This is a genomic window from Streptomyces sp. NPDC050211 (assembly GCF_040656035.1).
In the GTDB taxonomy this organism is placed as follows: domain Bacteria; phylum Actinomycetota; class Actinomycetes; order Streptomycetales; family Streptomycetaceae; genus Streptomyces.
In genome coordinates this window covers 13,467-37,030 of record NZ_JBFALC010000052.1, presented here as the reverse complement: position 1 = coordinate 37,030, position 23,564 = coordinate 13,467, and the positions used below count along the sequence as shown (strand labels likewise).

Annotated in this window: 23 protein-coding genes; 7 read left to right on the top strand and 16 right to left on the bottom strand. The window is 70.4% G+C overall.

Annotated features, from left to right (window positions below; all coding sequences use genetic code 11):
* Nucleotides 1-206: 206 nt before the first annotated feature.
* Nucleotides 207-440 (bottom strand): hypothetical protein, encoded by a 234-nt coding sequence (locus AB0I98_RS36660; RefSeq protein ID WP_210577425.1) that lies wholly within the window; start codon nt 438-440, stop codon nt 207-209.
* 380 nt (nt 441-820) lie between these two features.
* Nucleotides 821-1,102, bottom strand: a complete 282-nt coding sequence (locus tag AB0I98_RS36655; protein ID WP_362949423.1) for an acylphosphatase — start codon at nt 1,100-1,102, stop codon at nt 821-823.
* 160 nt (nt 1,103-1,262) lie between these two features.
* Between AB0I98_RS36655 and AB0I98_RS36650 the strand changes: the two genes are divergently transcribed.
* Both AB0I98_RS36650 and AB0I98_RS36645 read left to right on the top strand, forming a co-directional pair.
* A complete protein-coding gene (locus AB0I98_RS36650) occupies nt 1,263-2,387 on the top strand; it encodes a CAP domain-containing protein (protein WP_362949470.1) in 1,125 nt (374 codons plus the stop codon).
* A 49-nt stretch (nt 2,388-2,436) separates the two neighbouring features.
* Nucleotides 2,437-2,838: a helix-turn-helix domain-containing protein gene (locus AB0I98_RS36645; protein WP_362949422.1), complete on the top strand. Its 402-nt coding sequence runs from the start codon at nt 2,437-2,439 to the stop codon at nt 2,836-2,838.
* Here the strand turns inward: AB0I98_RS36645 and mutM are convergent.
* From mutM to recG, 8 genes are all read right to left on the bottom strand, one after another.
* Nucleotides 2,811-3,671 (bottom strand): bifunctional DNA-formamidopyrimidine glycosylase/DNA-(apurinic or apyrimidinic site) lyase, encoded by an 861-nt coding sequence (gene mutM / locus AB0I98_RS36640; RefSeq protein WP_362949420.1) that lies wholly within the window; start codon nt 3,669-3,671, stop codon nt 2,811-2,813. The two genes, AB0I98_RS36645 and mutM, sit on opposite strands and share 28 nt — an antisense overlap.
* An 81-nt stretch (nt 3,672-3,752) precedes the next feature.
* Complete coding sequence (gene rnc / locus AB0I98_RS36635) at nt 3,753-4,607, bottom strand: ribonuclease III (RefSeq protein ID WP_362949469.1); 855 nt, start codon at nt 4,605-4,607, stop codon at nt 3,753-3,755.
* Between the two features lie 19 nt (nt 4,608-4,626).
* Nucleotides 4,627-4,800, bottom strand: coding sequence for a 50S ribosomal protein L32 (gene rpmF / locus AB0I98_RS36630; protein WP_073491177.1), 174 nt, complete (start codon nt 4,798-4,800; stop codon nt 4,627-4,629).
* 2 nt (nt 4,801-4,802) lie between these two features.
* Nucleotides 4,803-5,450, bottom strand: a complete 648-nt coding sequence (locus AB0I98_RS36625) for a YceD family protein (protein WP_328371875.1) — start codon at nt 5,448-5,450, stop codon at nt 4,803-4,805.
* A 144-nt stretch (nt 5,451-5,594) separates the two neighbouring features.
* The gene (locus tag AB0I98_RS36620; RefSeq protein ID WP_362949419.1) at nt 5,595-6,686 is read right to left on the bottom strand and encodes an ATP synthase F0 subunit B; all 1,092 of its coding nucleotides are present in this window, start codon (nt 6,684-6,686) and stop codon (nt 5,595-5,597) included.
* Between the two features lie 157 nt (nt 6,687-6,843).
* Nucleotides 6,844-7,323 (bottom strand): pantetheine-phosphate adenylyltransferase, encoded by a 480-nt coding sequence (coaD, locus tag AB0I98_RS36615; RefSeq protein ID WP_362949467.1) that lies wholly within the window; start codon nt 7,321-7,323, stop codon nt 6,844-6,846.
* Nucleotides 7,324-7,349: 26 nt separating this feature from the next.
* Complete coding sequence (gene rsmD / locus AB0I98_RS36610; protein ID WP_362949417.1) at nt 7,350-7,937, bottom strand: 16S rRNA (guanine(966)-N(2))-methyltransferase RsmD; 588 nt, start codon at nt 7,935-7,937, stop codon at nt 7,350-7,352.
* An 80-nt stretch (nt 7,938-8,017) separates the two neighbouring features.
* Nucleotides 8,018-10,216: an ATP-dependent DNA helicase RecG gene (gene recG, locus AB0I98_RS36605; RefSeq protein WP_362949416.1), complete on the bottom strand. Its 2,199-nt coding sequence runs from the start codon at nt 10,214-10,216 to the stop codon at nt 8,018-8,020.
* Nucleotides 10,217-10,384: 168 nt separating this feature from the next.
* Between recG and AB0I98_RS36600 the strand changes: the two genes are divergently transcribed.
* Both AB0I98_RS36600 and AB0I98_RS36595 read left to right on the top strand, forming a co-directional pair.
* Nucleotides 10,385-12,214: an HSP90 family protein gene (locus AB0I98_RS36600; protein ID WP_362949466.1), complete on the top strand. Its 1,830-nt coding sequence runs from the start codon at nt 10,385-10,387 to the stop codon at nt 12,212-12,214.
* A complete protein-coding gene (locus AB0I98_RS36595; RefSeq protein ID WP_362949415.1) occupies nt 12,211-15,408 on the top strand; it encodes a tetratricopeptide repeat protein in 3,198 nt (1,065 codons plus the stop codon). Before AB0I98_RS36600 ends, AB0I98_RS36595 begins: the two co-directional genes overlap by 4 nt.
* Before the next feature lie 20 nt (nt 15,409-15,428).
* On the opposite strand, the gene AB0I98_RS36590 is transcribed toward AB0I98_RS36595, so the two are convergent.
* Nucleotides 15,429-17,171: a DAK2 domain-containing protein gene (locus AB0I98_RS36590; RefSeq protein ID WP_362949413.1), complete on the bottom strand. Its 1,743-nt coding sequence runs from the start codon at nt 17,169-17,171 to the stop codon at nt 15,429-15,431.
* A 254-nt stretch (nt 17,172-17,425) separates the two neighbouring features.
* Here AB0I98_RS36590 and rpmB point away from each other — a divergent pair, with 254 nt between their 5' ends.
* The gene (gene rpmB, locus AB0I98_RS36585) at nt 17,426-17,611 is read left to right on the top strand and encodes a 50S ribosomal protein L28 (RefSeq protein WP_003993230.1); all 186 of its coding nucleotides are present in this window, start codon (nt 17,426-17,428) and stop codon (nt 17,609-17,611) included.
* Nucleotides 17,612-17,727: 116 nt separating this feature from the next.
* Here the strand turns inward: rpmB and thiD are convergent, their stop codons facing one another.
* Nucleotides 17,728-18,525, bottom strand: a complete 798-nt coding sequence (gene thiD, locus AB0I98_RS36580; RefSeq protein ID WP_362949412.1) for a bifunctional hydroxymethylpyrimidine kinase/phosphomethylpyrimidine kinase — start codon at nt 18,523-18,525, stop codon at nt 17,728-17,730.
* On the bottom strand, nt 18,522-19,487 hold the full coding sequence (locus AB0I98_RS36575; protein WP_362949410.1) for a thiamine-phosphate kinase: 966 nt from the start codon (nt 19,485-19,487) through the stop codon (nt 18,522-18,524). Before AB0I98_RS36575 ends, thiD begins: the two co-directional genes overlap by 4 nt.
* 206 nt (nt 19,488-19,693) lie before the next feature.
* Between AB0I98_RS36575 and AB0I98_RS36570 the strand changes: the two genes are divergently transcribed.
* Together AB0I98_RS36570 and AB0I98_RS36565 are read left to right on the top strand one after the other, a co-directional pair.
* Nucleotides 19,694-19,927 carry an Lrp/AsnC ligand binding domain-containing protein gene (locus AB0I98_RS36570; RefSeq protein ID WP_003997603.1) on the top strand — a complete coding sequence of 78 codons (234 nt, stop codon included), beginning with the start codon at nt 19,694-19,696 and terminating at the stop codon, nt 19,925-19,927.
* A 20-nt stretch (nt 19,928-19,947) separates the two neighbouring features.
* Nucleotides 19,948-20,430 (top strand): DUF3515 domain-containing protein, encoded by a 483-nt coding sequence (locus AB0I98_RS36565; protein WP_362949408.1) that lies wholly within the window; start codon nt 19,948-19,950, stop codon nt 20,428-20,430.
* 18 nt (nt 20,431-20,448) lie between these two features.
* On the opposite strand, the gene AB0I98_RS36560 is transcribed toward AB0I98_RS36565, so the two are convergent.
* The 3 genes from AB0I98_RS36560 to AB0I98_RS36550 form a co-directional block, all read right to left on the bottom strand.
* Nucleotides 20,449-21,603 (bottom strand): D-alanine--D-alanine ligase family protein, encoded by a 1,155-nt coding sequence (locus AB0I98_RS36560; RefSeq protein ID WP_362949406.1) that lies wholly within the window; start codon nt 21,601-21,603, stop codon nt 20,449-20,451.
* A 70-nt stretch (nt 21,604-21,673) separates the two neighbouring features.
* The gene (locus AB0I98_RS36555) at nt 21,674-22,684 is read right to left on the bottom strand and encodes an NAD(P)H-dependent glycerol-3-phosphate dehydrogenase (protein WP_362949405.1); all 1,011 of its coding nucleotides are present in this window, start codon (nt 22,682-22,684) and stop codon (nt 21,674-21,676) included.
* Nucleotides 22,681-23,457 (bottom strand): lysophospholipid acyltransferase family protein, encoded by a 777-nt coding sequence (locus AB0I98_RS36550; RefSeq protein ID WP_362949403.1) that lies wholly within the window; start codon nt 23,455-23,457, stop codon nt 22,681-22,683. The genes AB0I98_RS36555 and AB0I98_RS36550 overlap by 4 nt, the downstream gene beginning before the upstream one ends.
* Nucleotides 23,458-23,564 lie beyond the last annotated feature (107 nt).

Here is a 23,564-nt window from a genome sequence, read left to right as displayed (position 1 = left end):
ACCTCCCGCCGGTATCTCAGACGCCGAACCCTGGGGCACCCCCGCGGTTTCACCCATGAACGTGCAGGGCACACCAGACGTTAAAGAGGGTGAAAGGATGCGCGGGAGCAAGAAAGAAGGGACGCCGAAGCGTCCCTTGCAAACTCTGACAACTTAGCGGTTGATACGGGCAGCCCAACCACTGCTGTCGTTGTGTGATGCAGTGATCAGGTGAGCGCAGGCTCCGCCTGGTGTGCGTCAATGCTCTCCATGACCCTGTCGTGAGAGTCCATGCTCTCCATGATCCTGTCGTGAGAAGCGGCAGCCGTCAGCGAGTCGTTCTCCGCCTGGATTCGTCCGAGCTCGGATTCCAGGTCCTGGACACGCTGCTGGAGCCGTCGCATCTCGGCGAGGAGTCGAGGGTCGGAGCCGCCGACGTAACCGAGAAGCGCCTTTGCCATGATGGATGGTCCTCCACACTGAGTGACCGACCGATGCGGTGTGGGTCGTGAGGGATTCGCACCCGCGGTGCTTGGCACTGTTGAGTTGTGCTGCCGTTCTCCATGCCAAACAGCTAAGGTGCGCGGGGCTTTCAGCGTCTCACCAAAAAGTTTGACGGTCAACACGATCACGCCCTGCTTTGGCGGGCATCCCGGGGGCGCGCGGCCGTGAAAGCGGCGGCGCTGCAGCTCCTGCGGGCCCCTCAGGGCGTGACGATCATCCTTGCCTGCGGAGCCTGCCACGGCAACCGGTTCTTGGCAACCACCAGGCCCTTTCTGCTCGGGGCAGCTGCCAGTGGCATGTCCCTCCGCTTCCGCCTGGGGCGCTTTACAGAAATCGCTCAGCGGATCGAGAAGCCGTCGTAGCCGCCGCGGGGTGTGTCCCAGATCTCGGTGACTCCTTCGACGCGGCCGGGCGTGTCGGCGCCCCCAAGCCAGTCGAGGAGCCGTTGGCACGCTCCGCGCGGGCCCTCCGCGACCACCTGGACCCGTCCGTCCTCCAAATTGAGAGCAAAACCACTCAGGCCGCCGATCTCGAGCGCCTTGGCCCGGGTGAACCAGCGAAAACCCACACCTTGGACGCGTCCACGCACCCAGGCGACCAACCGCACATCCTCGCTCATGAGTGCAACCTAACGGGCCAATGTCTCTCTGGGCACTTCCTCACCCAGCGCCATGCGGTACCGTCCAGCCCCAATGAATCTCATATGAAACTCACTCGATCGAGTGAGTTGCGTTGACCGCATGGGCGAGTCGACCGCACAGGACGAGGAAGGCAAGGACATGGGACGCCACCGACGCTCAGCCGCCGGCCGCGCCGCCACGGGCCGCGCCACGGGGGTCACAGAAACGTACGGTTCCCGCACAGGGAGCCACGGCCCGCAGGACTCGTACGACGCCTACGACGCGTACGCGGCAGACCGTTCCACCACGGGCATGGCGCCCTACCTCAACACCGAGGCGACCTACCTCAGCACCGAGGCGTACGCCGAGACCACCGCGCGCAGCGAGCGCTACCTCTTCGCCTCGGACGAGGACTACCGCGTCGTCTTCCCTGACGCGGCACCCGACGGGGGTGGCCGGCGAGCCGCCGGCCACCGCCGCAAGAAGAAGGCGGGGCGTCCGGTGCGCGCCGGACTGCTCGGCGTCTCCGCCGCGGTCGCCATCGGCACCGTCGCGGTCGCCACGGGTGTGGTGCCCGGCGTGGAGAACTACCAGCTCGGCGGCGGCAGCGACAGCGGCGACAACGTGCAGGCCGTGGACACGCCCTCGAACAGCGCGACCGAGCAGGGCGGCACGTCCGGCGCCGCCGACAGCCGCGAGACCGACGAGTCGACGAGCCGGGGCGACGAGCGTTCGCCCTCGCCGGCGCCGTCCGCCTCGGCGTCCACGGCGCCGGCCGAGACTCCGACCAAGGAGCCGAAGGCCCCGCCGGCCAAGACCAAGAAGCCGAAGCCCACCCCCACCCCGTCGCGCCCGGCCACCAAGGCGCCGGAGAAGGACACCGGCGCCCCGGTGACGGTGTCCGCTGAGGCCAGGGCCGAGGCACAGGTGCTCAAGCTCGTCAACCAGGAGCGGGCGAAGGTGGGCTGCAGCCCGGTCTCCGCGAACAGCGCGCTGGCCGCGCTGGCCCGGGACTTCAGCGACGCCATGGCCGCACTGGGCTTCTTCGACCACACCGACCCCAGCGGGGCCACTCCGTGGGACCGGGCCGAAGCAGCCGGGATAGCCGACCTCGGCGGCGAGAACATAGCCCGCGGCCAGGCCGACGCGGCCGCCGTCATGGAGGCCTGGATGAACAGCCCCGGGCACAAGGCCAACATCCTGAACTGCGACTTCAAGACGCTGGGCGTGGGTGTCCACCTCGGGTCCGGTGGGCCGTGGTGGACGCAGGACTTCGGGTACTGAGACGTAGCACTAACTTTTGGTTAGCGCTGCACCCGAGTACGCTTGAGGCATGGACATCACGCAGGAGCGGACGGCCGAGCAGGACCTGCCGTTCAACGTGTTCGCGAAGGCCTGCCCCTCGCGCGGCACGCTGGAGCACATCACGGGCCGCTGGGGCGGACTGACGCTCGGCGCGCTGTACGAGGGGTCGCTGCGCTTCAACGAGCTGCGCCGCCGCGTGGACGGCGTGAGCGAGAAGATGCTGTCCCAGACGCTGCACGCACTGGAGCGCGACGGCCTGGTGCACCGCGAGGCCCAGCCGACCAACCCGCCGCGCGTGGACTACGAACTCACCCCGCTCGGCCGCGAGGTCGCCGAGCGCCTGCTGGCCCTCATCCATTTCGTGGAGGGCCGCATGGACGACGTGCTCACGGCACGGGCGCGCTACGACGAGACGCGCGGCGCCCGCTGACACTTCGGGCAGAAGTAGCTCGACCGGTTCATCCAGGCGCGGCGGCGCATCGGCGTACCGCACCTCTTGCAGGGCAGGCCCTCACGGCCGTACGCGTCGAGCGAGCGGTCGAAGTAGCCCGACTCCCCGTTGACGTTGACGTAGAGGCTGTCGAAGCTGGTGCCGCCGACCGCGAGGGCCGCGTTCATCACGTCCCGCACATGGCCCAGGAGTTCGGCGGTGCGCGGGCGGGTGAAGGTCGAGGTGGGGCGCTCGTAGTGGAGGCGAGCGCGCCAAAGGGCCTCGTCCGCGTAGATGTTGCCGACGCCGCTGATCAACGACTGGTCGAGCAGGGCCCGTTTGATGGTGGTGCGCTTGCGGCGCAGCGCCTGGTGGAAGGCCTCGTCGTCGAAGAGGGGGTCGAGCGGGTCGCGGGCGATGTGTGCGATGACGTCGGGCAGGCCGCCCTGGGTGTTGTCGTGCAACGACAGGCCGCCGAAGGTGCGCTGGTCGACGAAGCGGAGTTCCGTGGCAAGGTCGTCGGCGAATCCCACCCGGATCCTGAGGTGCTTCTCGTCGGGTGCCGCCTGCGGCTGGACCAGCAGCTGGCCGCTCATGCCGAGGTGGGCCAGGATCGACTGGTGGGTGTCCTCCAGGGGCAGCCACAGGTACTTGCCGCGGCGGCTGGGGGTGCCGATGCGATGGCCCTTGAGGCGGTGCACGAAGTCGTCGGCGCCGGCGAGATGGCGGCGAACCGCGCGCGGGTGGAGAACCTCGGCCTCGGCGACGATGCGCTGGGCGACCCACCGCGCAAGGCCCCGCCGTACGACCTCGACCTCGGGCAACTCGGGCATGGGATCTCCCCGTAACGAGCCGGTGTACGAGCCGAGCGCCCGCCCCACAAGGCGGGGCGGGCGCTCGTCCTGCGCTATTCGTCAGGCGGAGGCCTGCGCCTCGTCGGCGCCTCCGGCGGCTTCCGCCACCTCGGCCTCGGCCGCTTCGGCTTCCGCCGCTGCGGCCTTGACCGCTTCGACTTCCGCCGCCGCGGCCTTGGCAGCCTTGGCACGCTCTTCCGCGGCGGCCTTGATGGCCCGCCACGCGGATTCAGCTGCCTGCTGCTCCGCCTCCTTCTTGCTGCGGCCGGTGCCGGTGCCGTACGAGACGCCTCCGACGCGGGCGGCAGCAGTGAAGGTCTTCTCGTGATCGGGGCCGGTCTCCGTGACCAGGTACTCGGGTACGCCGAGCCCCTCGGTCGCGGTGAGCTCCTGGAGACTGGTCTTCCAGTCCAGGCCGGCTCCGAGGTTCGAGGACTTCTCGATCAGTGGGTCGAACAGTCGATGGACCAGCTCGGACGCCGAGTCCAGACCCTGATCGAGATAGACCGCGCCGATCACCGCTTCCAGGGTGTCGGCGAGGATGGATGCCTTGTCCCGGCCGCCCGTGCCCTCTTCACCGCGGCCGAGCCGGATGAAGGAGCCCAGGTCGAGCCCGCGGCCGACCTCCGCCAGCGCACGCGAGTTGACCACCGCGGCCCGCAACTTGGCCAACTGGCCTTCGGGCAGGTCGGGGTGGGTGCGATACAGCGTGTCCGTGACGACGAGGCCGAGCACGGAGTCCCCCAGGAACTCCAGCCGCTCGTTCGTCGGCAGACCGCCGTTCTCGTATGCGTAGGACCGGTGGGTCAGCGCACGCACCAGAAGGGCGGACTCGAGCTTGTACCCGAGCCGCCCTTCCAACAGCGTGTGGGACGAGGCCGTGGTCTCCGCAGAGTTCTTCTTCGGCGTGGACACAGTGCCTCTCACCAGCCGCTCAGACCTCGAGGACCTGGCGCTTGTTGTATGTGCCGCAAGACGGGCACGCGATGTGCTGCAGCTTGGGCTCGTGGCAGCGCTCACACGCAACCAGGTTGGGGACCGCAGCCTTCCACTGCGACCGGCGGTGGCGCGTGTTGCTGCGCGACATCTTCCGCTTCGGAACAGCCACGGCTACTTCTCCTGCTTCTCGTCGGCGCGTGCTGACTGAGTCGCGCCGCCGCTCATCTCGTCCTTCTCGCCGTCTCCGAGTGAACCGGCGAGTCCCTGCAGTGCCGCCCAACGAATGTCGACGGCGTCGTGATGGTGGTCCGGGTCGTCCGCAAGGCGTACGCCGCACTCGGCGCACAGACCTGGGCAGTCTTCCTGGCACACCGGCTGCATCGGCAGTGCGAGCACCACCGCATCGCGCAGCACGGGTTCGAGGTCGAACAGGCCGTCCTCGATGAAGAGCCTGTCCTCGTCTTCCTCGGCGTCGTCGGCCGGCTCCGCTTTGACGCGGCCCCGGTCGTCGGCGTCAGGGTACGAGAACATCTCCTGGAAGTCCGCTTCGAGCGCCAGCTCGAGCGGCTCCAGACACCTTACGCACTCCCCCTTGGCCTGTGCACGGGCGGTGCCTGTGACAAGCACACCTTCCATGACCGACTCGAGCCGGAGCTCGAGCTCCACCGGTGCGCCTTCCGGCACTCCGATGACACCCTGGATCCCGAGATCCTTGGGAGCGCCGATCTCGCGGGTCAGGCGCTGCAGCGCACCAGGCCGCCGGCCCAGCTCGTGCGTGTCGAACACGAGAGGGTTGCGGTGGTCGAGGCGGGCTGTCACGCCGTTCCTGCTTTCGATCTTCGAGCTCAGAGGGACGCCACCCTTGATGTTTCCCGGGCAGCATTGATCGCGGACGTACACGCGACCGAAGAGCCAGGATACTGGACCTTTCGCTCTCGTCCCAATCCGCTGGGCACCGGGGCCTCAGCCGTTGCCGCGCCCCTGCTCGTAGGCCCGCAGCTGCTCGGCACTGATCATGCCGGTGTCGAAGAGGCTGGTCTCGTCGAGGGCGTAGCCCTGCTGGGTCTGCTGGGCCTGCTGGGGCTGTTGAGGCTGCTGGGCCTGCTGCGGCACCTGGTTCGGGTCGTACGCCTGCTGCTGGGCGTCGTAGCCCTGGTAGGCGTACGGGTCGGCCTGCTGGTAGCCGTAGGCGTCCTGCTGGGCGTAGGCCTGCTGTTGGTAGCCGCCGCCGTACGGGTCCTGCTGCGCGGTCTGCTGGTAGCCGTACGCCGGCTGCGGCTGGCCGTAGTCCGGCTGCTGGGGCTGTTCGGGCTGCTGCGGGGCCTGGGTGTCCTGCTCGGCGAGGGCCGCGAGGCCGGAGAGGTAGTCGGCGTCGCTGGAGTGCTGGACGGTGCTGAGGTCGTCGGCGAGGGCGCCGAGGTCGTCCGAGGCGATACGGCCGTGCAGCTTCTGCCGGCCGCGGCCGACCGCGTCCAGGGTCTTGGCGAGGACTGCCTCGAAGGCGCCCAGCTTGACGTCCACGTACTCGTCGGCGGTGCGGCGCAGGGTCTCGGGGTCGTGGCTGCGCTCGGGGGCGTCCTCGTCCTCGTAGCCCTGCTCGTCGAGGCCGGGTCCGGTGCCGAGGAGCTTCTCGCGGCCGCGACCGACCGAGCCGAGGGTCTTGGTGAGGACGACCTCGAAGTTGGCGAGCTTGGAGTCGACGTACTCGTCGGCCTCGGCGCGGATCTCCTCGGCCTCCTTGCGGGCCTCGGCGAGGATGCGGTCGGCCTCGCTCTGGGAGCGGCGGGCGACCTCGGTGTCGGAGATCAGCGAGCCGCGCTCGGCGTGCGCGGTCTGGATGATCCGCTCGGCCTCCTGGCGGGCCTGCTCGACCATCTGCTCACGGCCGCCGATCAGCTCCTGGGCCTGCGCGAGGGAGCCGGGCAGCGCCTCGCGCACCTCTTCGAGCAGCGCGAGCAGGTCGGCGCGGTTGACCACGCACGAGGCCGACATGGGCATCGACCGGGCACTGGAGACCGCGGCGACGATCTCGTCGAGCTTCTTCTGCACGTCCACCGTGTGCTCGCCACTCTCTACAGCTGTGATGGAGACGGACGGGTCGACTGTACGGCCATGGGGTGCCCGCCGGACAGCGGGTGACGGATTGTCAGCTTCCGGGGGATTCTCCGGGGGTTTCCTCAGTGGTTTTCCGGGCGCCCGTGATACGGCCCGCTCAGTCCTTCTTCAGGCGCTCGGCAAGGGCCTCGAAGACCGCCGGCGGGACCAGGTGGGAGACGTCTCCACCCCAGGTCGCCACCTCCTTGACCAGGGAGGACGACAGGAAGCTGTAGGTGGGGTTGGTCGGTACGAAGAGCGTCTCGACACCCGTCAGGCCGTTGTTCATCTGGGCCATCTGCAGTTCGTAGTCGAAGTCGCTGACCGCACGCAGTCCCTTCACGATGGCCGGGATGTCGCGTTCCTTGCAGAAGTCGACGAGCAGGCCGTGGAAGGCCTCGACCCGGACGTTCTCGAATTCGGCGGTGACCTGGCGGATCAGGTCGATCCGCTCCTCGATCTCGAACAGGCCCTTCTTGGACTTGTTGATCATCACCGCGACGTAGACCTCGTCATACAGCCTGGAGGCGCGGCCAATGATGTCGAGGTGTCCGTTGGTGATCGGGTCGAACGACCCGGGACAGACGGCGCGGCGCACTTGAGATCCCTCGCTCTCCGGTCCGGTCATCGTGCGTCTTCGCACGTAGAGGCGGCGCGACCGTACCAAAACGTCCCCTCGCCGTAACGACGGGCCCGGATCGCGTCGAAGCCGGGCGGCCAGCCGAACTCGCCGCCTCTGGTACTGCGCTCCACGGTGACGAGAGCCTCCGGCGCTAGCCAGCCCTCGGTGCGGAGTGTGAGCAGGATCTCCCGAAGATCGTGATCTGAGACTCGGTACGGCGGATCGAGGAAGACGATGTCGTACGGCTGTTCAGGCGGGGTTGTGCGGATGATCTGTTCTGCTTTACCTGCCCGGACTTCGGCGCCGGGGAGGCCGAGGTTCTTCACGTTCTCCCGGACGATGCGGGCGGCGCGGGCGTCGGCCTCGACGAGGAGGACATGGCCCGCGCCTCGGGAGAGGGCTTCCAGGCCCACGGCGCCGGATCCCGCGTACAGGTCGAGAACCCGCTCGCCGGCCAGGGGGCCGCCGAGGAGGGACTGCCAGGTGGAGAAGAGACCTTCGCGTGCACGGTCGGAGGTGGGGCGCGTACCGGTCCCCGGTGGGACGGCTAGGCGACGTCCGCCGGCTGCGCCGGCGATCACGCGGGTCATCTTGGGTCCTTGGTTGTGGGCGGCTTTAGGTTCAGTGTGGCTGGTCGCGCAGTTCCCCGCGCCCCTGAGGTGGGTCTCCTTCATCCCTTTTCCAGGTACTGCTCTCTCTCCTCGTCCAAGAGGGCGTCCAGGGCCGTTCGTAGGGCTGGGAGCTGCTTCAGGTCCGGGTCGGCTGCCACCACCGCCGCCGCTTCATCCCTTGCCTCCGCGATGATCTCCTCGTCCTCTATGACGGCGAGCATGCGCAGGCTGGTGCGGGCGCCGGACTGGGCCTGGCCGAGGACGTCGCCCTCGCGGCGTTGTTCGAGGTCGATGCGGGAGAGTTCGAAGCCGTCGAGGGTGGCGGCTACGGCGTTCAGGCGCTGGCGGGCGGGGCTGGCTTCCGGCATCTCGGTGACCAGGAGGCAGAGCCCTGGCGCGGAGCCTCGGCCGACTCGGCCGCGCAGTTGGTGGAGCTGGGAGACGCCGAAGCGGTCGGCGTCCATGATCACCATGGCGGTGGCGTTGGGGACGTTCACGCCGACCTCGATGACCGTGGTGGCGACCAGGACATGGGTCTCGCCGGCGGCGAAGCGGCGCATGACCGCGTCCTTGTCGTCGGGGTGCATACGGCCGTGCAGGACCTCGACGCCGAGGCCTTGCAGGGGGCCCTTGGCGAGTTGGTCGGCCACGTCCAGGACGGCGAGCGGCGGGCGCTTCTCGGCCTCGTCCTCGGGGGACTTCTTCTTTTTCGGGTCGTCCTCCTCGTCGCCGATCCGTGGGCACACGACGTACGCCTGATGCCCCTTGCCGACCTCCTCGCGCACCCGCTCCCAGGCCCTGGCGAGGAAGTGCGGCTTGTCGGCGGCCGGGACGACATGGCTGGCGATCGGTGAGCGCCCGGCGGGGAGCTGGTCGAGGACGGAGGTCTCCAGGTCGCCGAAGACGGTCATGGCGACGGTGCGCGGGATGGGCGTTGCGGTCATGACGAGCAGGTGGGGCGGCTGTTTGCCCTTGCCGCGCAGGGCGTCGCGCTGCTCGACGCCGAAGCGGTGCTGTTCGTCGACGACGACCAGGCCGAGGTCGTGGAACCGCACCTTGTCCTCGATCAGCGCATGTGTGCCGATCACGATCCCGGCCTCGCCGGTGACCAGGTCGAGCAGCGCCTGGCGGCGGGCGGCGGCGCCCATCGAGCCGGTGAGCAGGACGACCTTGGTCCCCTGGTCGGCACCGCCCAGCATCCCGCCCTCGGCCAGCTCGCCCATCATCTCGACGATCGAGCGGTGGTGCTGCTGGGCGAGCACTTCGGTGGGGGCGAGCATCGCGGCCTGTCCGCCCGCGTCGACGACGGCGAGCATGGCGCGGAGGGCGACCATGGTCTTTCCGGATCCGACCTCCCCTTGGAGCAGCCGGTGCATCGGGTGCTCGGTCGCGAGGTCGTCGAAGATCTCTTTGGAGACCTTCTGCTGGCCTTCGGTGAGAGTGAAGGGGAGGCGGTCGTCGAAGGCCGTGAGGAGGCCGGCCGGCTTGGGTTTGCGGGCGACTGCCGGGAGTTGGGCGTCGGCGTGGCGGCGGCGGGCGAGGGCGACCTGGAGGACGAAGGCCTCGTCCCACTTGAGGCGGGAGCGGGCGTCGGCGATGTCCGCCTTGGTGTGGGGGCGGTGGATCTTGAGCAGGGCCTCGGGGAGGGGGACCAGGCCGCGGCCTTCGCGGAGGGTGTCCGGGAGGGGGTCGAGGGCCTCCTGGGCGCTGGGCAGGACCGTCTGGATCGCCTTGCCGATCTTCCAGGACTCCAGTTTGGCGGTGGCGGGGTAGATGGGGATGAGGGCGCCGGCCCACGTCTCGACGGTTTCCTCCGCGTCGCCGCGAAGCAACTCGTACGCCGGGTGCGCCAGTTGGAGGCGGCGGTTGAAGACGGACACCTTGCCCGCGAACATCGCGCGTGTGCCCGGCAGCAGTTCCTTGTGGGGCTTGTGAACGCCCTTGCCGAAGAAGACCAGTTGGAGTCGGCCACTGCCGTCGGTGATGGTGACTTCGAGGCGCTGGCCCTGGCCCCGGGGAGCCTTGGACGAGGCGAAGGTGTGCAGACGAGCGTCGGCGACCATGGCGACCACCGTCACGTGCTCGTCCATGGGGAGGTCGGCCAGGTGCGTGAGCTGGCCCCGCTCCTCATATCTGCGCGGGTAGTGGTGTAGAAGGTCGCCGACGGTGTGCAGGCCGAGATGCTCGGCCATCACCTTCGCGGTGGCGGGGCCGAGCACCTTTTTCAGTGGTTCTTCCAGTGCGGGCACGAGATCCATTGCACACCACCCCACTGACAATGCCGTATACGTCTCGGGAAACCCCTGGTCAGACGGCTCGTTCCGGCCATAGGATGACGCGCTCCGGCCATCCTTTCCGCGGTCACCGCCTCAACGGGACCGCCCGACCCCGCGCCGTCGCCCGTCCCCCCACCCGGCGCCGTGACGATGGACTCCCAGACCTCACAGTCATCCCAGGCACCCCAGTCACCTCATACGTTCCAGGTCGACCTGCGCGGTCTGGTGGACCTGCTCTCCCATCACCTCTACTCCAGTCCCAAGGTCTATCTGCGGGAACTGCTGCAGAACGCCGTCGACGCCATCACGGCGAGACGTGCCGAACAGCCCGACTCCCCGGCCCGCGTGCGGCTGTACGCGGAGGGCGGGACCTTGCGTGTGGAGGACTCCGGGATCGGGCTCACCGAAGCGGACGTGCACAACCTCCTCGCGACGATCGGCCGCAGCTCGAAGCGGGCGGAGGGGTTGCAGGAGGCCCGGTCCGAGTTCCTCGGCCAGTTCGGCATAGGCCTGCTGGCCTGTTTCGTCGTCGCCGAGCGGATCCGGGTCGTCAGCCTGAGCGCCCGTACGCCCGGCGCGGCGCCCGTGGAGTGGACCGCGGCGGACGACGGCTCGTACACCGTACGGAGCCTGCCGCCGGACGCCCGCACCGAACCGGGCACCACCGTGCACCTGGTGGCGCGCCCCGGCGCCGGGGAGTGGCTGACCGAGGAGCGGGTGCTCGCGCTGGCCCGGGACTTCGGGTCCCTGCTGCCGTACGACGTCCGGGTCGGCGACGAGGCGGTCACGGATCTGCCCGCGCCCTGGGACCGTACGTACCCCTCCCCGGCCACCCGAAGGGTGGCCCTGGCCCGGCACTGCCACGATCTGTTCGGCTTCACCCCGCTGGACGCGATCGAGCTGAACGTGCCGCTCGCCGGTGTCCGGGGGGTGGCGTACGTGCTGCCGTCCGCGGTCAGCCCCGCCCAGCGGGCGAGTCATCGCGTCCACCTCAAGGGCATGTTGCTGACGGAGCGGGCCGAACAGCTGCTGCCCGACTGGGCGTTCTTCGTGCGCTGTGTGCTCGACACCGACAGTCTGCGGCCCACGGCGTCGCGCGAGTCGCTGTACGAGGACGAGACGCTCGCCGCCGTACGGGACGCCCTCGGGGAAAGGATTCGCTCGTGGCTCACGGGACTGGCTGCCAGTGATCCGGAGCGGCTGGCGGCCTTCCTGTCCGTGCACTACCTGGGCGTGAAGTCCCTTGCGCGGCACGACAAGGAGATGCTGCGCACGATGCTGCCGTGGCTGCCCTTCGAGACGACCGACGGGCGGCTGTCCCTGGAGGAGTTCGCCCAGCGGCACCCGGTGGTGCACTTCACCCGGACCGTCGAGGAGTATCGGCAGGTCGCGCCGATCGCGTCCGCGCAGGGTGTCGGGGTGATCAACGGCGGTTACACGTACGACAGTGAGCTGGTCGAGGCGCTGCCGTCGGTGCGGCCGGGGACGGTGGTCGCCGAGCTGGACGCCGACACGGTGACCGCCCATCTGGACGCGGTGGATCCGGCTGAGGAGCTGGCGTTGGCGGGGTTCCTGGCGGCGGCGCGGGCGACGCTGGACCCACTGGGATGTGACATAGTACTGCGCGCTTTCCATCCGCTGTCCGTGCCCGCACTGCACCTGGACGACCGTGCGGCCCGGCACGAGCAGGCCCGGGCCGAGGCCGAGGAGCAGGCCGACGACCTCTGGGCGGGCATCCTCGGTTCGCTGCGCGGCAGCGCCCCGCGCGCGCGTCTGGTGCTCAACCATCTCAGCCCGCTGATCCGCAGAATCAGTTCCCTGCGGGACCCCGAGCTGATCGGCACCGCCACGGAGTCGCTGTACGGGCAGGCCCTGCTGATGGCGCAGCGGCCGCTCAGGCCCGCGGACTCGGCGTTGCTGAACCGGGCGTTCATCGGCCTCCTGGAGTGGGCCACGCACAGCGAGGACGATCAGCGATGACTGAGATCACGGACTTCGACTCCCTGCGCCGGGCGATGGCGGAGAACGGCGAGCAGCCGGAGGGCCCGGCCCGCAACGCGCGCGCGGAGCAGCTGCTGGCGGAGGCCGAGAAGCTGAACATCCCCCTCGCGGTGATCGAGGCGCTCGGGCACCAGCTGAAGGTCTACAACTACAGCTCCGAGAAGGACAAGATGTTCGTCCCCTTCGCGCGCCTGCTGCGCATGTGGGACGAACACCCCGAGGACTTCGACGAGTACGAGACCCATTCGCTGCACTGGGTCTTCAAGTGGATGTCGTCCGGCATGCTCGACCAGCCGCACATCCCGCTCGCGTCCGTCGAGAAGTGGCTCGGCGAGATGGAACACCGCTACCGGCTCGCCGGGCACTCCGAACGGGCCGTGCGCAGCGCCGAGTTCAGTGTGGCCGCGCACATCGGGGACGTCGACCGGGCCGAGCGGGCGTACGCCGCGTGGCTGGCCGCGGACCGGGACACCATGGCCGACTGCCACGCGTGCGAGCTGCACGGGCAGGGGTGGTGGCAGGCGGAGCGGGGGCAGGACGCGGCGGCGCTGGAGCTGTGGGCGCCGGTTCTGGAGGGCGAGTTCACCTGCGCCCACGAGCCGCACACGGTCCTGGCGTCGTCCCTGGTGCCCCTGCTACGGCTGGGCCGCCTGGACGAGGCGCGGGCCAACCATCTGCGGGGCTTCCGGCTCGTGCGGGCCATGGAGAGCATGCGCGGCGCGTACGCGGATCATGTGGAGTTCTGTGCGCTGACCGGCAACGAGGCGCGCGGCCTGGAGCTGCTCGCGGAGCGGCCGGCGTACTTCACCGACACCGGGCATCCGCGCAGCAGGCTGGACTTCATGAGTGTCGTGGCCCTGCTCATGGACCGGCTGACCGCGCTGGGGCTGGGCGGCCAGCGGGTGCCGGGGCCGGCCGGGCGGGAGTGGACAGCGGGCGAACTCGCCGCCCACGCGCGCGTGGAGGCCCTGGCGCTGGCCGGGCGGTTCGACCAGCGCAACGGCACGGCCCACGTGAGCGAGCGGACACGCGCGCGTATGGAGCGGCGGCCACTGGTGGAGCGGCTGCCGCTCGGGGTGCGCTCGGCACGTCCCGCGACGGTTCCGGTCCCGCCGGTTCCGGCGCACGATGAGTCCGTGGAGCCCGATCTGCCCGCGCTGCTGGCCGAGGCCCGGCGGCTGTCGGACACCCTGCAGCCGAACGCGATCGAGGCGTGGGCGGGGGTCGCCCGAGCCGCCGAGGGTGTCGAACTGACCCCCCGCGACCGTGCCGAGATCGCCGACCACCGCGCGATGGACCTGGGGCCCGAGGGCATCGACCTGTTCGAGCACGCCGCTCAGTTGTACGCGGAGGCCGGCGACCCCGGTGAGGCCCTCGCGGCACGCACGCGTGCGGCATACATGCGCGCACTCACGGGCGACACGACCGGCGCCCTCACCGCCGTAGCAGGCCCCTACGACGAGGTCCTGGCGCTCTACGCCGATGGCGGCACCGGCCTCCCGCAGACAGCGTCGGTACTGATGGGCAAGGCCCGGATCCTGATGCGGCGCGTGCACGAGGCGGACCATTCGGCGGGAGCCGCAGCCCCGGACGACGAAACGCCGCCGAATGCGAGCGACGCCTTCCCGGACGGCGAACCAATGGGCTACGACTCCGCACAGGACGCAGGCTTCGTGCCGGATGCGACGGGGGACGACGCCTCCCCGGGCAGCGAAGCACCGGCCCCCGGCACCATGCCGGACGCGACCGTGGACGACGGCTTCCCGGACGGTGAGGTCCCGGCCCGCCACTCGGCGCGGGACGCGTCCGTCGAGGACTCCTCGTCGGATGGGCTCGGCGGCTCGCCGGCCGAGCGGGTCTTCGTCGACGCCGAAGCCGCCGCGCGGGAGGTGCTGGCGCTGGTTGAAGGGCGTGCCGGGGACGATGTGCGGCTTGCCTCGCGGGCCGCGGAAGCGCAGGCGATGCTCGCGGAGCTGGCCGCGCATGCCGGGGACGTGGCGGGGGCTGCGGAGCTGTTCGCTCGGGCCGCGGCGGCGTTCGTCGGGGCGGGGCTGCCGTGGTTCGCGGTGGAGTACGAGGCCCGGCTGGCGGGGCTCGCACATCACCTCGGAGACACGGCGGAGGCCGAGCGGGCGCTGCGGGCGGCGCTGGAGCACGGCGGACCGCACCTGGAGCCGGTCGGCCGCGCCCAGCTGCACCTACAGCTCGCCGAGGTGCTGGGCGGCCGGGGCCACTCCGCGGAGGCCGCCGAACACGCCCTGGACGCGGCGCACTGGGCCGACGAGGCGGGCGAGGGCCCGACGCTCGGCGCTTGGGCCCGGCACCAGCTCGGCGGGTTCCTGCTGCGCCAGGGACGGTGGGCGGAGGCCGCGGAGGTGCTGGAGTCCGCGCTGCCCGACCTGACCGCCGAAACGCACGGCGACGGGGCGGTCGTACAGACCCAGTGGTGGCTCGGCGACTGCCTGAGCGAACTCGGCGAGCACCGCGCGGCAGCCGAACGGCGCTTGCAGGCGGCCGAGATCGCCCGGCACTGGCCCGAGCAGCACGACCACGCCACGCTCGCCCATCTCGCCGCCGAGTCCCTGGGACACGCGGGCCTGCACGACGAGGCCGACCGGGCCTACGCGCGCGCGGGCAACCTGTGGCGCGAACTCGGCAACGTGCACGGCCTGGTGCGTTCCCTGCGCGCCCGCGCCTGGCTCGCACTGCGCACGCAGGACGGGCCGGACGGGGCACGGGAGCTGATGGCGGGCGCGGTCCGCGACTGCGCGACGGCACGGGACGCGACCGCCGACGAGGAGTCACGGCAGCGCCTCACCGCCGAACTCGGCCACACCCACCGGCAGTTCGGCGACCTGCTCGCCCGGTCCGCCACCGAGGACGCCGAGGACGACTCGATCAGGGCCACCCTCGAAGAAGCCCTGTCCCAGATGCTCGACGCGGTCACGGTGTTCACCGCCGCCGGTGACGACGCCCTGCACGCCCGCACCGGCGCCGAACTCGCCGCCGGCTGGCTCGAGGCAGACCTGAGCCGCCCCGCACAGGCCGCCGCACGCGCGCGTGCCGTGCTGGTCGCGTACGACGGTGCCGACGACGGCGACGAGACGGTACAAGCCCGCCGGGCGGAGGCAGAGCAGATGCTCCAGCTGATGCAGGAACAGACGGAGGAATAGGGGCTCTGGACGAACCCGGCCTACTCGACGCCAATGAGCAGCAGCGAACCCTGCCGCCCACCCCGGTACACCACCGTGTCGACGGCGAGGTACACCTCACGCACGCGTGCTTCGACGCGCTCGGCGATGGAGTCGGGTGCCTCGTCGCCGAGGACGAGGGTGACCATCTCGCCGCCCGCCTGGAGCATGCGGTCGATGACGGTCTCGGCGGTGGCGGTGACGTCCGAGCCGATCACGGCCACGTCGCCGTCGATGAGGCCGAGGACGTCACCGGCCTGGCAGATCCCGGCCGTGGTCCAGGACTGGCGTTCGGCGACGGTCACCTCGGCGTAGCGGGTCGCGCCGGCCGCGGAGGTCATCTGGACGACGTCCTCGTCGAACCGGCGGTCCGGCTCGTGCACGGCCAGCGCCGCGATCCCCTGCACCGCGGAGCGCGTCGGGATCAGCGCCACCCGGATGCCCTCCGTGCGGGCCTGCTCGGCTGCCGCGGCGGCGGTGTGGCGCAGGTCGGCGTCGTTGGGCAGCAGGACGACCTCGAGCGCGTGGGCCCGTCGTACGGCGTCGACGAGCTCCCCGCTCGCGGGCGGCTCCCCGGGGCGCGCGAGCACCGTGGTCGCGCCCGCTTCCGTGTACAGCCCGGCCAGCCCCTCGCCGGGCACCACGGCCACCACGGCACGCTGGACGCGCTCGCGGGGCGGGCGACCGCCGCCGGTGGTGTGCACGTCGCCGACGGCGAAGTGCGTGATCCTGATCCGGTACGGCCGCCCGGCCTCGACGCCCGCCTCCACGGCGGCGCCCGCGTCGTCCACGTGCACATGGACGTTCCACAGCCCGTCGCCGCCGACCACGACGAGCGAGTCCCCGAGCGCGTCGAGCCGCTCCCGCAACCGGGTCACGGCCGCGTCCTCGGCCTCCAGCAGGTAGATCACCTCGAAGGCTGGCCCGCCTTCCTCCAGGTCGGCTGCCCCGTCCAGGCAGTCGGCGAGGCTTTCGGCGGGCACGCGCGCATGCTCCCCGTTCACCGGCGACGCCACGGGCACGGGCGACGCCACGGCCACCGCCGCCGGCCGCTCCCCCGTGAACGTCTCCACCAGCGCCCCCAGCACCGCCACCAACCCCCGCCCGCCCGCATCTACGACGCCCGCGCGCTCCAGGACCGCCAGCTGGCCCGGCGTCGCGGCCAGGGCCGCTCGCGCGCCTTCGTAGGCCGCCCGCGCGACCGTCCCACAGTCCCCCTCGGCTCCGGTGGCGGCGTCCGCGGCGGCCGAGGCGACCGTGAGAACCGTGCCCTCCACGGGGTGGGCCACGGCCTGCCGGGCGGAGTCGGCCGCGTGCCGGAGCGCGAGCCGCAGCCCCCGGGCGTCACTGTGAGAGGTCTCACCAGGGGTTTCACCAAGAGAAGAGGCACCACCGTCTCCAGCGGCAGCCAGCACCTGCGCCATCCCCCGCAGCAGCTGCGCCAGAATCGTCCCGGAGTTCCCGCGCGCCCCGAGCAGCGCGCCGTGCGCCATGGCCTGCACGGTGTCGGCCAGCGGCGGCGCCCCCGCACCGCCCCCGACTTCGTGGCCGGTGAAGACCGCCTCGACCGCGGCGAGCGCCGACTCCACCGTCAGATACAGGTTCGTGCCGGTGTCGCCGTCGGCCACTGGATAGACATTGATCGCGTCGATCTCTTCACGCGACCGCCCCAGCGCCTCTAGCGCGAGACCGCACCAGGTGCGCACCGCGAGAGCATCGAAGAATGTCTGCGGCACCTGCGCCACCTGCGCCTCCTTGAGTGCTGGACGTGGCACGCAGCGTAGACCCCGGGCCGTTGTCCACCGGAAGTGGGCCGGAGCGGGGCGCTGAGCAGCCATGGTAGTTTCGTTGTACTGGCGCAGTCGTTGTATGCTGCTCCGGTTGCCCGATGCAGATCGGGCCATTTCCCTGGCAACGCCACTCAGATCTCTATCCTGCGATCCTGATCCCGGCCTGCCGGGTTCAACCGTAAGTGCATCTGAAGTCTTTGGAGTGACCCGTGGCTGCCAACTGCGACGTCTGCGGCAAGGGGCCGGGCTTCGGCAACAACATCTCGCACTCGCACCGCCGTACGTCCCGTCGCTGGAACCCGAACATCCAGCGCGTCCGTACCGTGGTCGGCGGGACGCCGAAGCGCGTGAACGCCTGCACCTCGTGCATCAAGGCCGGCAAGGTCTCGCGCTGACGCTACGCGGTAGCGCGCGGCCACTGCTGGTTCGCTGCAGAAGCCGGTCCACCTCTGGTGGACCGGCTTTTTGCTGTACCCGCTGTACCCGCAGTGCCCCGCGGGACCTTCGGGACCTAGATGTCCGCCCTGAACCGCCACCCATGATCCACCGGCCCGATCCCCTCGCCGAGCGCGAACCCCGCCTCGATCGCCCCGGTGACGTACTCCTTCGCCGCCGCCACCGCCTCCGGCACCGGCAGCCCCTTCGCCAGCCCTGAAGCGATCGCGGAGGCGAGCGTGCAGCCCGTGCCGTGCGTGTGCCGGTTGTCGTGCCGGGGCGCCCGCAGCCAGTGCTCCTCCGCCCCGTCGGTGAGCAGATCCACGGCGTCCCCGGGCAGATGTCCACCCTTGATCAGCACCCAGCGCGGCCCATAGGCGAGAACGGCCGCCGCAGCCCCCCGCATCTGCTCCTCCGACTCGACGCGCACGCCCGTGAGTTGGGCCACCTCGTCGAGGTTCGGCGTCGCCACGGTGGCGACCGGCAGCAGCTTGGTCCGTACGGAGTCCAGCGCGGACGAAGCCAGCAGCGAGTCCCCGTGCTTGGAGACACCCACGGGGTCGATCACGGCCGGAGCGTCCGTACCGGCGATCAACTCGGCCACGGCCTCGACGAGTTCGGCGGACGCGAGCATCCCCGTCTTCACGGCCTGTACGCCGATGTCGTCGACGACGCTCCGGTACTGGGCCCGCACCGCCTCCACGGGCAGCGGCCAAGCCCCCTGCACGCCCAGGGAGTTCTGCGCGGTCACCGCGGTGACGACGCTCATGCCGTGCACGCCGAGTGCCAGCATCGTCTTCACGTCGGCCTGGATTCCGGCCCCTCCGCCCGAGTCGGAGCCCGCGACCGTGAGCACTCTCGGCGGCGCGCTCACGACTCGATGTCCCCGAAGTGGTCCCAGCCGCCCTTGCTGGTCCACGGCGCGCCGTCGACCGTCACCTGGGGCAGCGCCGAGGGGTTGAGCACCTCGCCGATGATCTTCCAGCGGGCGGGCAGCTTCACGTCGGGCGGGAAGGTCGCCACGATCGCGTGGTCCTCTCCCCCGGTGAGCACCCACTGCATGGGGTCGACGCCGACGGCCTGCCCGATGTCGTTCATCTGGGAGGGGATGTCGATCGCGCCGGAGCGGATGTCGATACGGACCTTGCTGGCTTCCGCGATGTGCCCGAGGTCGGCGATCAGCCCGTCGCTCACGTCGCACATCGCCGTCGCGCCGAGCCCGGCGGCGGCCGGCCCCGCGTGATACGGCGGCTCCGGGCGCCGGTGCGCCTCCACGAAGGCCCGCGGTGAACGGAATCCGCGCGACAGCACGGCGTACCCGGCCGCAGACCAGCCCAGCCAGCCCGTCACCGCGACGATGTCCCCGGGCTGCGCACCGCCCCGCGTCACGGGCTCCTGGTTGCGCAGATCGCCGAGCGCGGTGATCGACACCACGATCATGTCGCCTCGTACGACATCCCCGCCGACCACCGACGCCCCCGCGACCTGGCACTCGTCGCGCAGTCCGTCCATCATCTCGGTCGGCCAGGCCACCGGGAGTTCGGCCGGGACGACCAGGCCGAGCAGCAGCGCGGTCGGTACGGCGCCCATGGCCGCGATGTCCGCGAGGTTCTGTGCGGCGGCCTTGCGGCCCACGTCGTAGGCCGTGGACCAGTCGCGGCGGAAGTGCCGCCCCTCGACGAGGATGTCGGTGCTCGCCACGACCCTGCGGTCGGGTGCGGCGACCACCGCGGCGTCGTCGCCGGGGCCGACCCGGACCGCCGGGGTGGTGGTGAGACGGGAGGTGAGCTCCCTGATGAGCCCGAACTCCCCCAGCTCACCAACAGTGCCCTTCATTGTCCTTTCGCCCCTTCTGTGCCTGTCCGTGCCCAGTCGCGCGTCACCAGTGTCCTCGATACGGTCGAGTTGACCGTCAACTTCTGTCGTGCCTGCACCCCGGCGCGCAAGCCCCGGTCCCCGCAGGTCTCCCCGCGGCGAGCGGCGACGCGATACCGTGGCGTTCCTTTTCCCCACATGATCCTCGTGGCCGCCCTGGAGGTTCCGTGGTACAGGCGTACATCCTGATCCAGACGGAGGTCGGCAAAGCGTCGACCGTCGCCGAAACGATCAGCAAGATTCCTGGGGTGATCCAGGCCGAGGATGTGACAGGACCTTATGACGTGATCGTGCGTGCGCAAGCGGACACCGTCGACGACCTCGGCCGCATGGTGGTCGCCAAGGTCCAGCAAGTGGACGGCATTACGCGAACCCTGACCTGCCCGGTCGTTCATCTGTAGCCCCCCTCTACCCTTGGCCGGTGACCTTCTTTCCCCACCGGCTCATCGGTCTGCCCACCGTCGCTGTGTTGATCACCGTCGCGGGCTGCTCCTCAGCAGACGACAGTGCCCGGGCCGCGGTTCCCGGTCCGGGCACCAAGGTCACGAAGCTGTGCCGAAACCTGGACACGGTGTTGCCGTCCAAGGTCGACGGTCAGGATCGCCGGGATCCCGAACCTGCCTCCGCGTTGACCGCGGGGTGGGGGGACCCGGCGATCATACTGCGGTGCGGTGTCGAGCGGCCTGAGGAGATGAACGACTCCAACTCCGACGGGGTCGATGTGAACGGCGTCGGGTGGTTGCTGCAGGAGCAGGACAGCGGGGACTTCCGGTTCATCACGACGTTGCGCAAGGCATACGTGGAGGTGACCATCCCCAAGGACCGCACGGGTGACGGCGTGGCGCCGCTGGTCGATCTGGCGCCTGCCGTCAAGGAGGCGGTGCCGGAGGGGATCGCCGACTGAGCGCAGGGGGGACCTCAGTCACCGCAAGCCCGTTGACCTGCGCAGTGCTGCCTGGATCAGGCTGTCCACCAGCTCGGGGTAGCTGACTCCGCTCGCCTGCCACATCTGGGGATACATCGAGATCGGGGTCATGCCGGGCATGGTGTTGATCTCGTTGATGACGAAGCCCTGGTCCGTGAGGAAGAAGTCGGCGCGGACCAGGCCTTCGCAGGAGGCTGCCTCGAAGGCGTCGACGGCGAGCTTCTGGACCTCGGCCGTCTCTTCCGGCGTGAGCGGCGCGGGCACGATGCCCGGCGTGGAGTCGATGTACTTGGCCTCGAAGTCGTAGTAGGCGTGCGACTCGGGCGAGGGGATCTCGGAGGGCACCGAGGCCCGCGGGCCGTCCTCGAAGTCCAGCACCCCGCACTCGATCTCACGGCCGCGCAGCGCGGCCTCGACGAGGATCTTGGGGTCGTGGCGCTGGGCCTCGGCGATCGCGTCGTCGAGGCCGGCCAGGTCGTCGACCTTGGTGATGCCGATCGACGAACCCGCGCGCGCGGGCTTCACGAAGAGCGGCCAGCCGTGCTCGCCGGCGAAGTCGACGATCTTCTTGCGGGCGCCTGACTCGTCCTGCTGCCACTCACGGGGCCGGATCACCACGTACGGGCCGACCGCGAGCCCGAACGACGTGAACACCCGCTTCATGTACTCCTTGTCCTGGCCGACGGCCGAGGCGAGCACACCCGAGCCCACGTACGGCACACCGGACAGCTCCAGGAGGCCCTGGAGGGTGCCGTCCTCGCCGTACGGGCCGTGCAGGACAGGGAAGACGACGTCGACCTCACCGAGCGCCTTGGGCACCGATCCGGGCTCGCTGTAGACGACTTCGCGGTTTCCCGGGTCGACGGGGAGCACCACACCGCCCTCGCTCGACTCGGCGAGCTCCGCGACGTTGGGCGTACGGCGCTCGGTGATCGCCATGCGCTCCGGTTCGTCGGCGGTGAGCGCCCAGCGGCCGTCCTGGGTGATGCCGATCGGCAGGACGTCGTACCTGGTCCGGTCGATGGCCTTGAGGACGGCGCCGGCCGTGACCACGGAGATCCCGTGTTCGGAGCTGCGTCCGCCGAACACGACGGCCACGCGCGGCTTGCGAGGCGGCTGCTGGGGGCTCTGGGGGAGGTTCTCGGTGCTCATATCGCGTTGAGGGTACCCGTTGGTAGCGCCCGGACACAGCGTCCCCATCCCGGTGTTGCCCGGGCGTCGCTCAGCGTCGTTCGGGCTTCGCGCTGCGCGACATCAGCTCCTTGAGGGCGACCACCGGAGGCTTGCCCTCGTGCACGATGCCGACGACCGTCTCCGTGATCGGCATGTCGACACCGTGCCTGCGGGCCAGATCCAGCACGGACTCACAGGACTTGACGCCCTCGGCGGTCTGCTTGGTGACCGCGATGGTCTCCTGAAGGGTCATGCCCTTGCCGAGGTTGGTGCCGAAGGTGTGGTTGCGGGACAGCGGCGAGGAGCAGGTCGCCACCAGGTCGCCCAGGCCCGCGAGTCCGGAGAACGTCAGCGGGTCGGCGCCCATCGCGAGGCCCAGCCGGGTGGTCTCGGCGAGACCGCGCGTGATCAAGGACCCCTTCGCGTTGTCGCCGAGCCCCATGCCGTCCGCGATGCCGACGGCGAGGCCGATGACGTTCTTCACGGCGCCGCCCAACTCGCAGCCCACCACGTCGGTGTTCGTGTACGGGCGGAAGTACGGCGTGTGGCAGGCGGCCTGGAGCCCCTGGGCGACGGCCTCGTCGGTGCAGGCGACCACGGAGGCGGCCGGCATCCGGGCGGCGATCTCACGGGCGAGGTTGGGTCCGGTGACGACGGCGATACGGTCCTGGCCCACCTTGGCGACGTCCTCGATGACCTCGCTCATCCGCATGGCGGTGCCGAGTTCGACACCCTTCATGAGGGAGACGAGGATCGTGCCGGGCGCGAGCAGCGGCACCCACTCGGCGAGATTGCCGCGCAGGGTCTGCGAGGGGACAGACAGGACCGTGAAGCCGGCGCCGGCCGCGGCCTCGGCGGGGTCGGTGGTGGCCCGCAGGTTCTCCGGGAGCTCGATGCCGGGGAAGTACTCGGGGTTCATCCGGCTGGAGTTGATGGCGTCGGCGACCTCCGGCCGACGCGCCCAGAGGGTGACCTCGCAGCCCGCGTCGGCGAGCACCATGCCGAAGGCGGTACCCCACGAACCGGCGCTGAAGACAGCCGCCTTGACCGGCTTGCTCACGTGCCCTGCCCCTCTTCCTGTACGGCCTTGCCCTCCGTCTGGACCCTGCTCCTGCGCCGCTGCTCGATCCGCTCCTGGCGCGGGTCGTACGGGGTCTCGGGCGCCTTCTCACCGCGGATGTCCTCCAGCTGGCGAGTGATGGCGGCCATGATGACCTCGGTCGCCTCCTTCAGAAGCTCCGGGGTCATCTCCTCGTCGTAGAAGCGCGTCAGGTCGACGGGCGGGCCCGCGAGCACGTGGTGGGTCTTGCGCGGAAGGACGTTGAGCTTCTTGGCGTACGGCGGCAGCAGTTCGTTGGCGCCCCACTGGGCGACGGGAATCACCGGGCACTTGGTCTGCAGGGCGACGCGCGCGGCACCGGTCTTGGCGGTCATGGGCCACTGGTCCGGGTCGCGAGTGATCGTTCCCTCCGGGTAGAACACCACGCACTCGCCACGCTCCACGGCGGCGATCGCGGCCCGGAAGGCACTGAGCGCGTCCGTGGTTTCCCGGTAGACAGGGATCTGGCCGGTGCCGCGCATCGCGGCGCCGACGAACCCCTTCCTGAAAAGGCTGCTCTTCGCGAGGAATCGCGGAACACGGCCGGTGTTGTACTGAAAGTGCCCGTAGCCGAAGGGGTCGATGTGCGAATTGTGGTTCACCGCGGTGATAAATCCGCCCTCGGCCGGAATGTGCTCCATTCCACGCCAGTCCCGCTTGATCAGAACCACCAGCGGTGGTTTGCAGAGGACCGCTGCGAAGCGGTACCAGAAGCCGATTCTGCGGCGGGGCACGCGGACACCTTCCTCTAGGGCCTGGGGGGCCGCACAAGTGTCGCCCCAGGCCGCCGGTCTGTCGAGAACACCGTACGCCCCGAGCACCGGCCCACCAGATGGCAGGT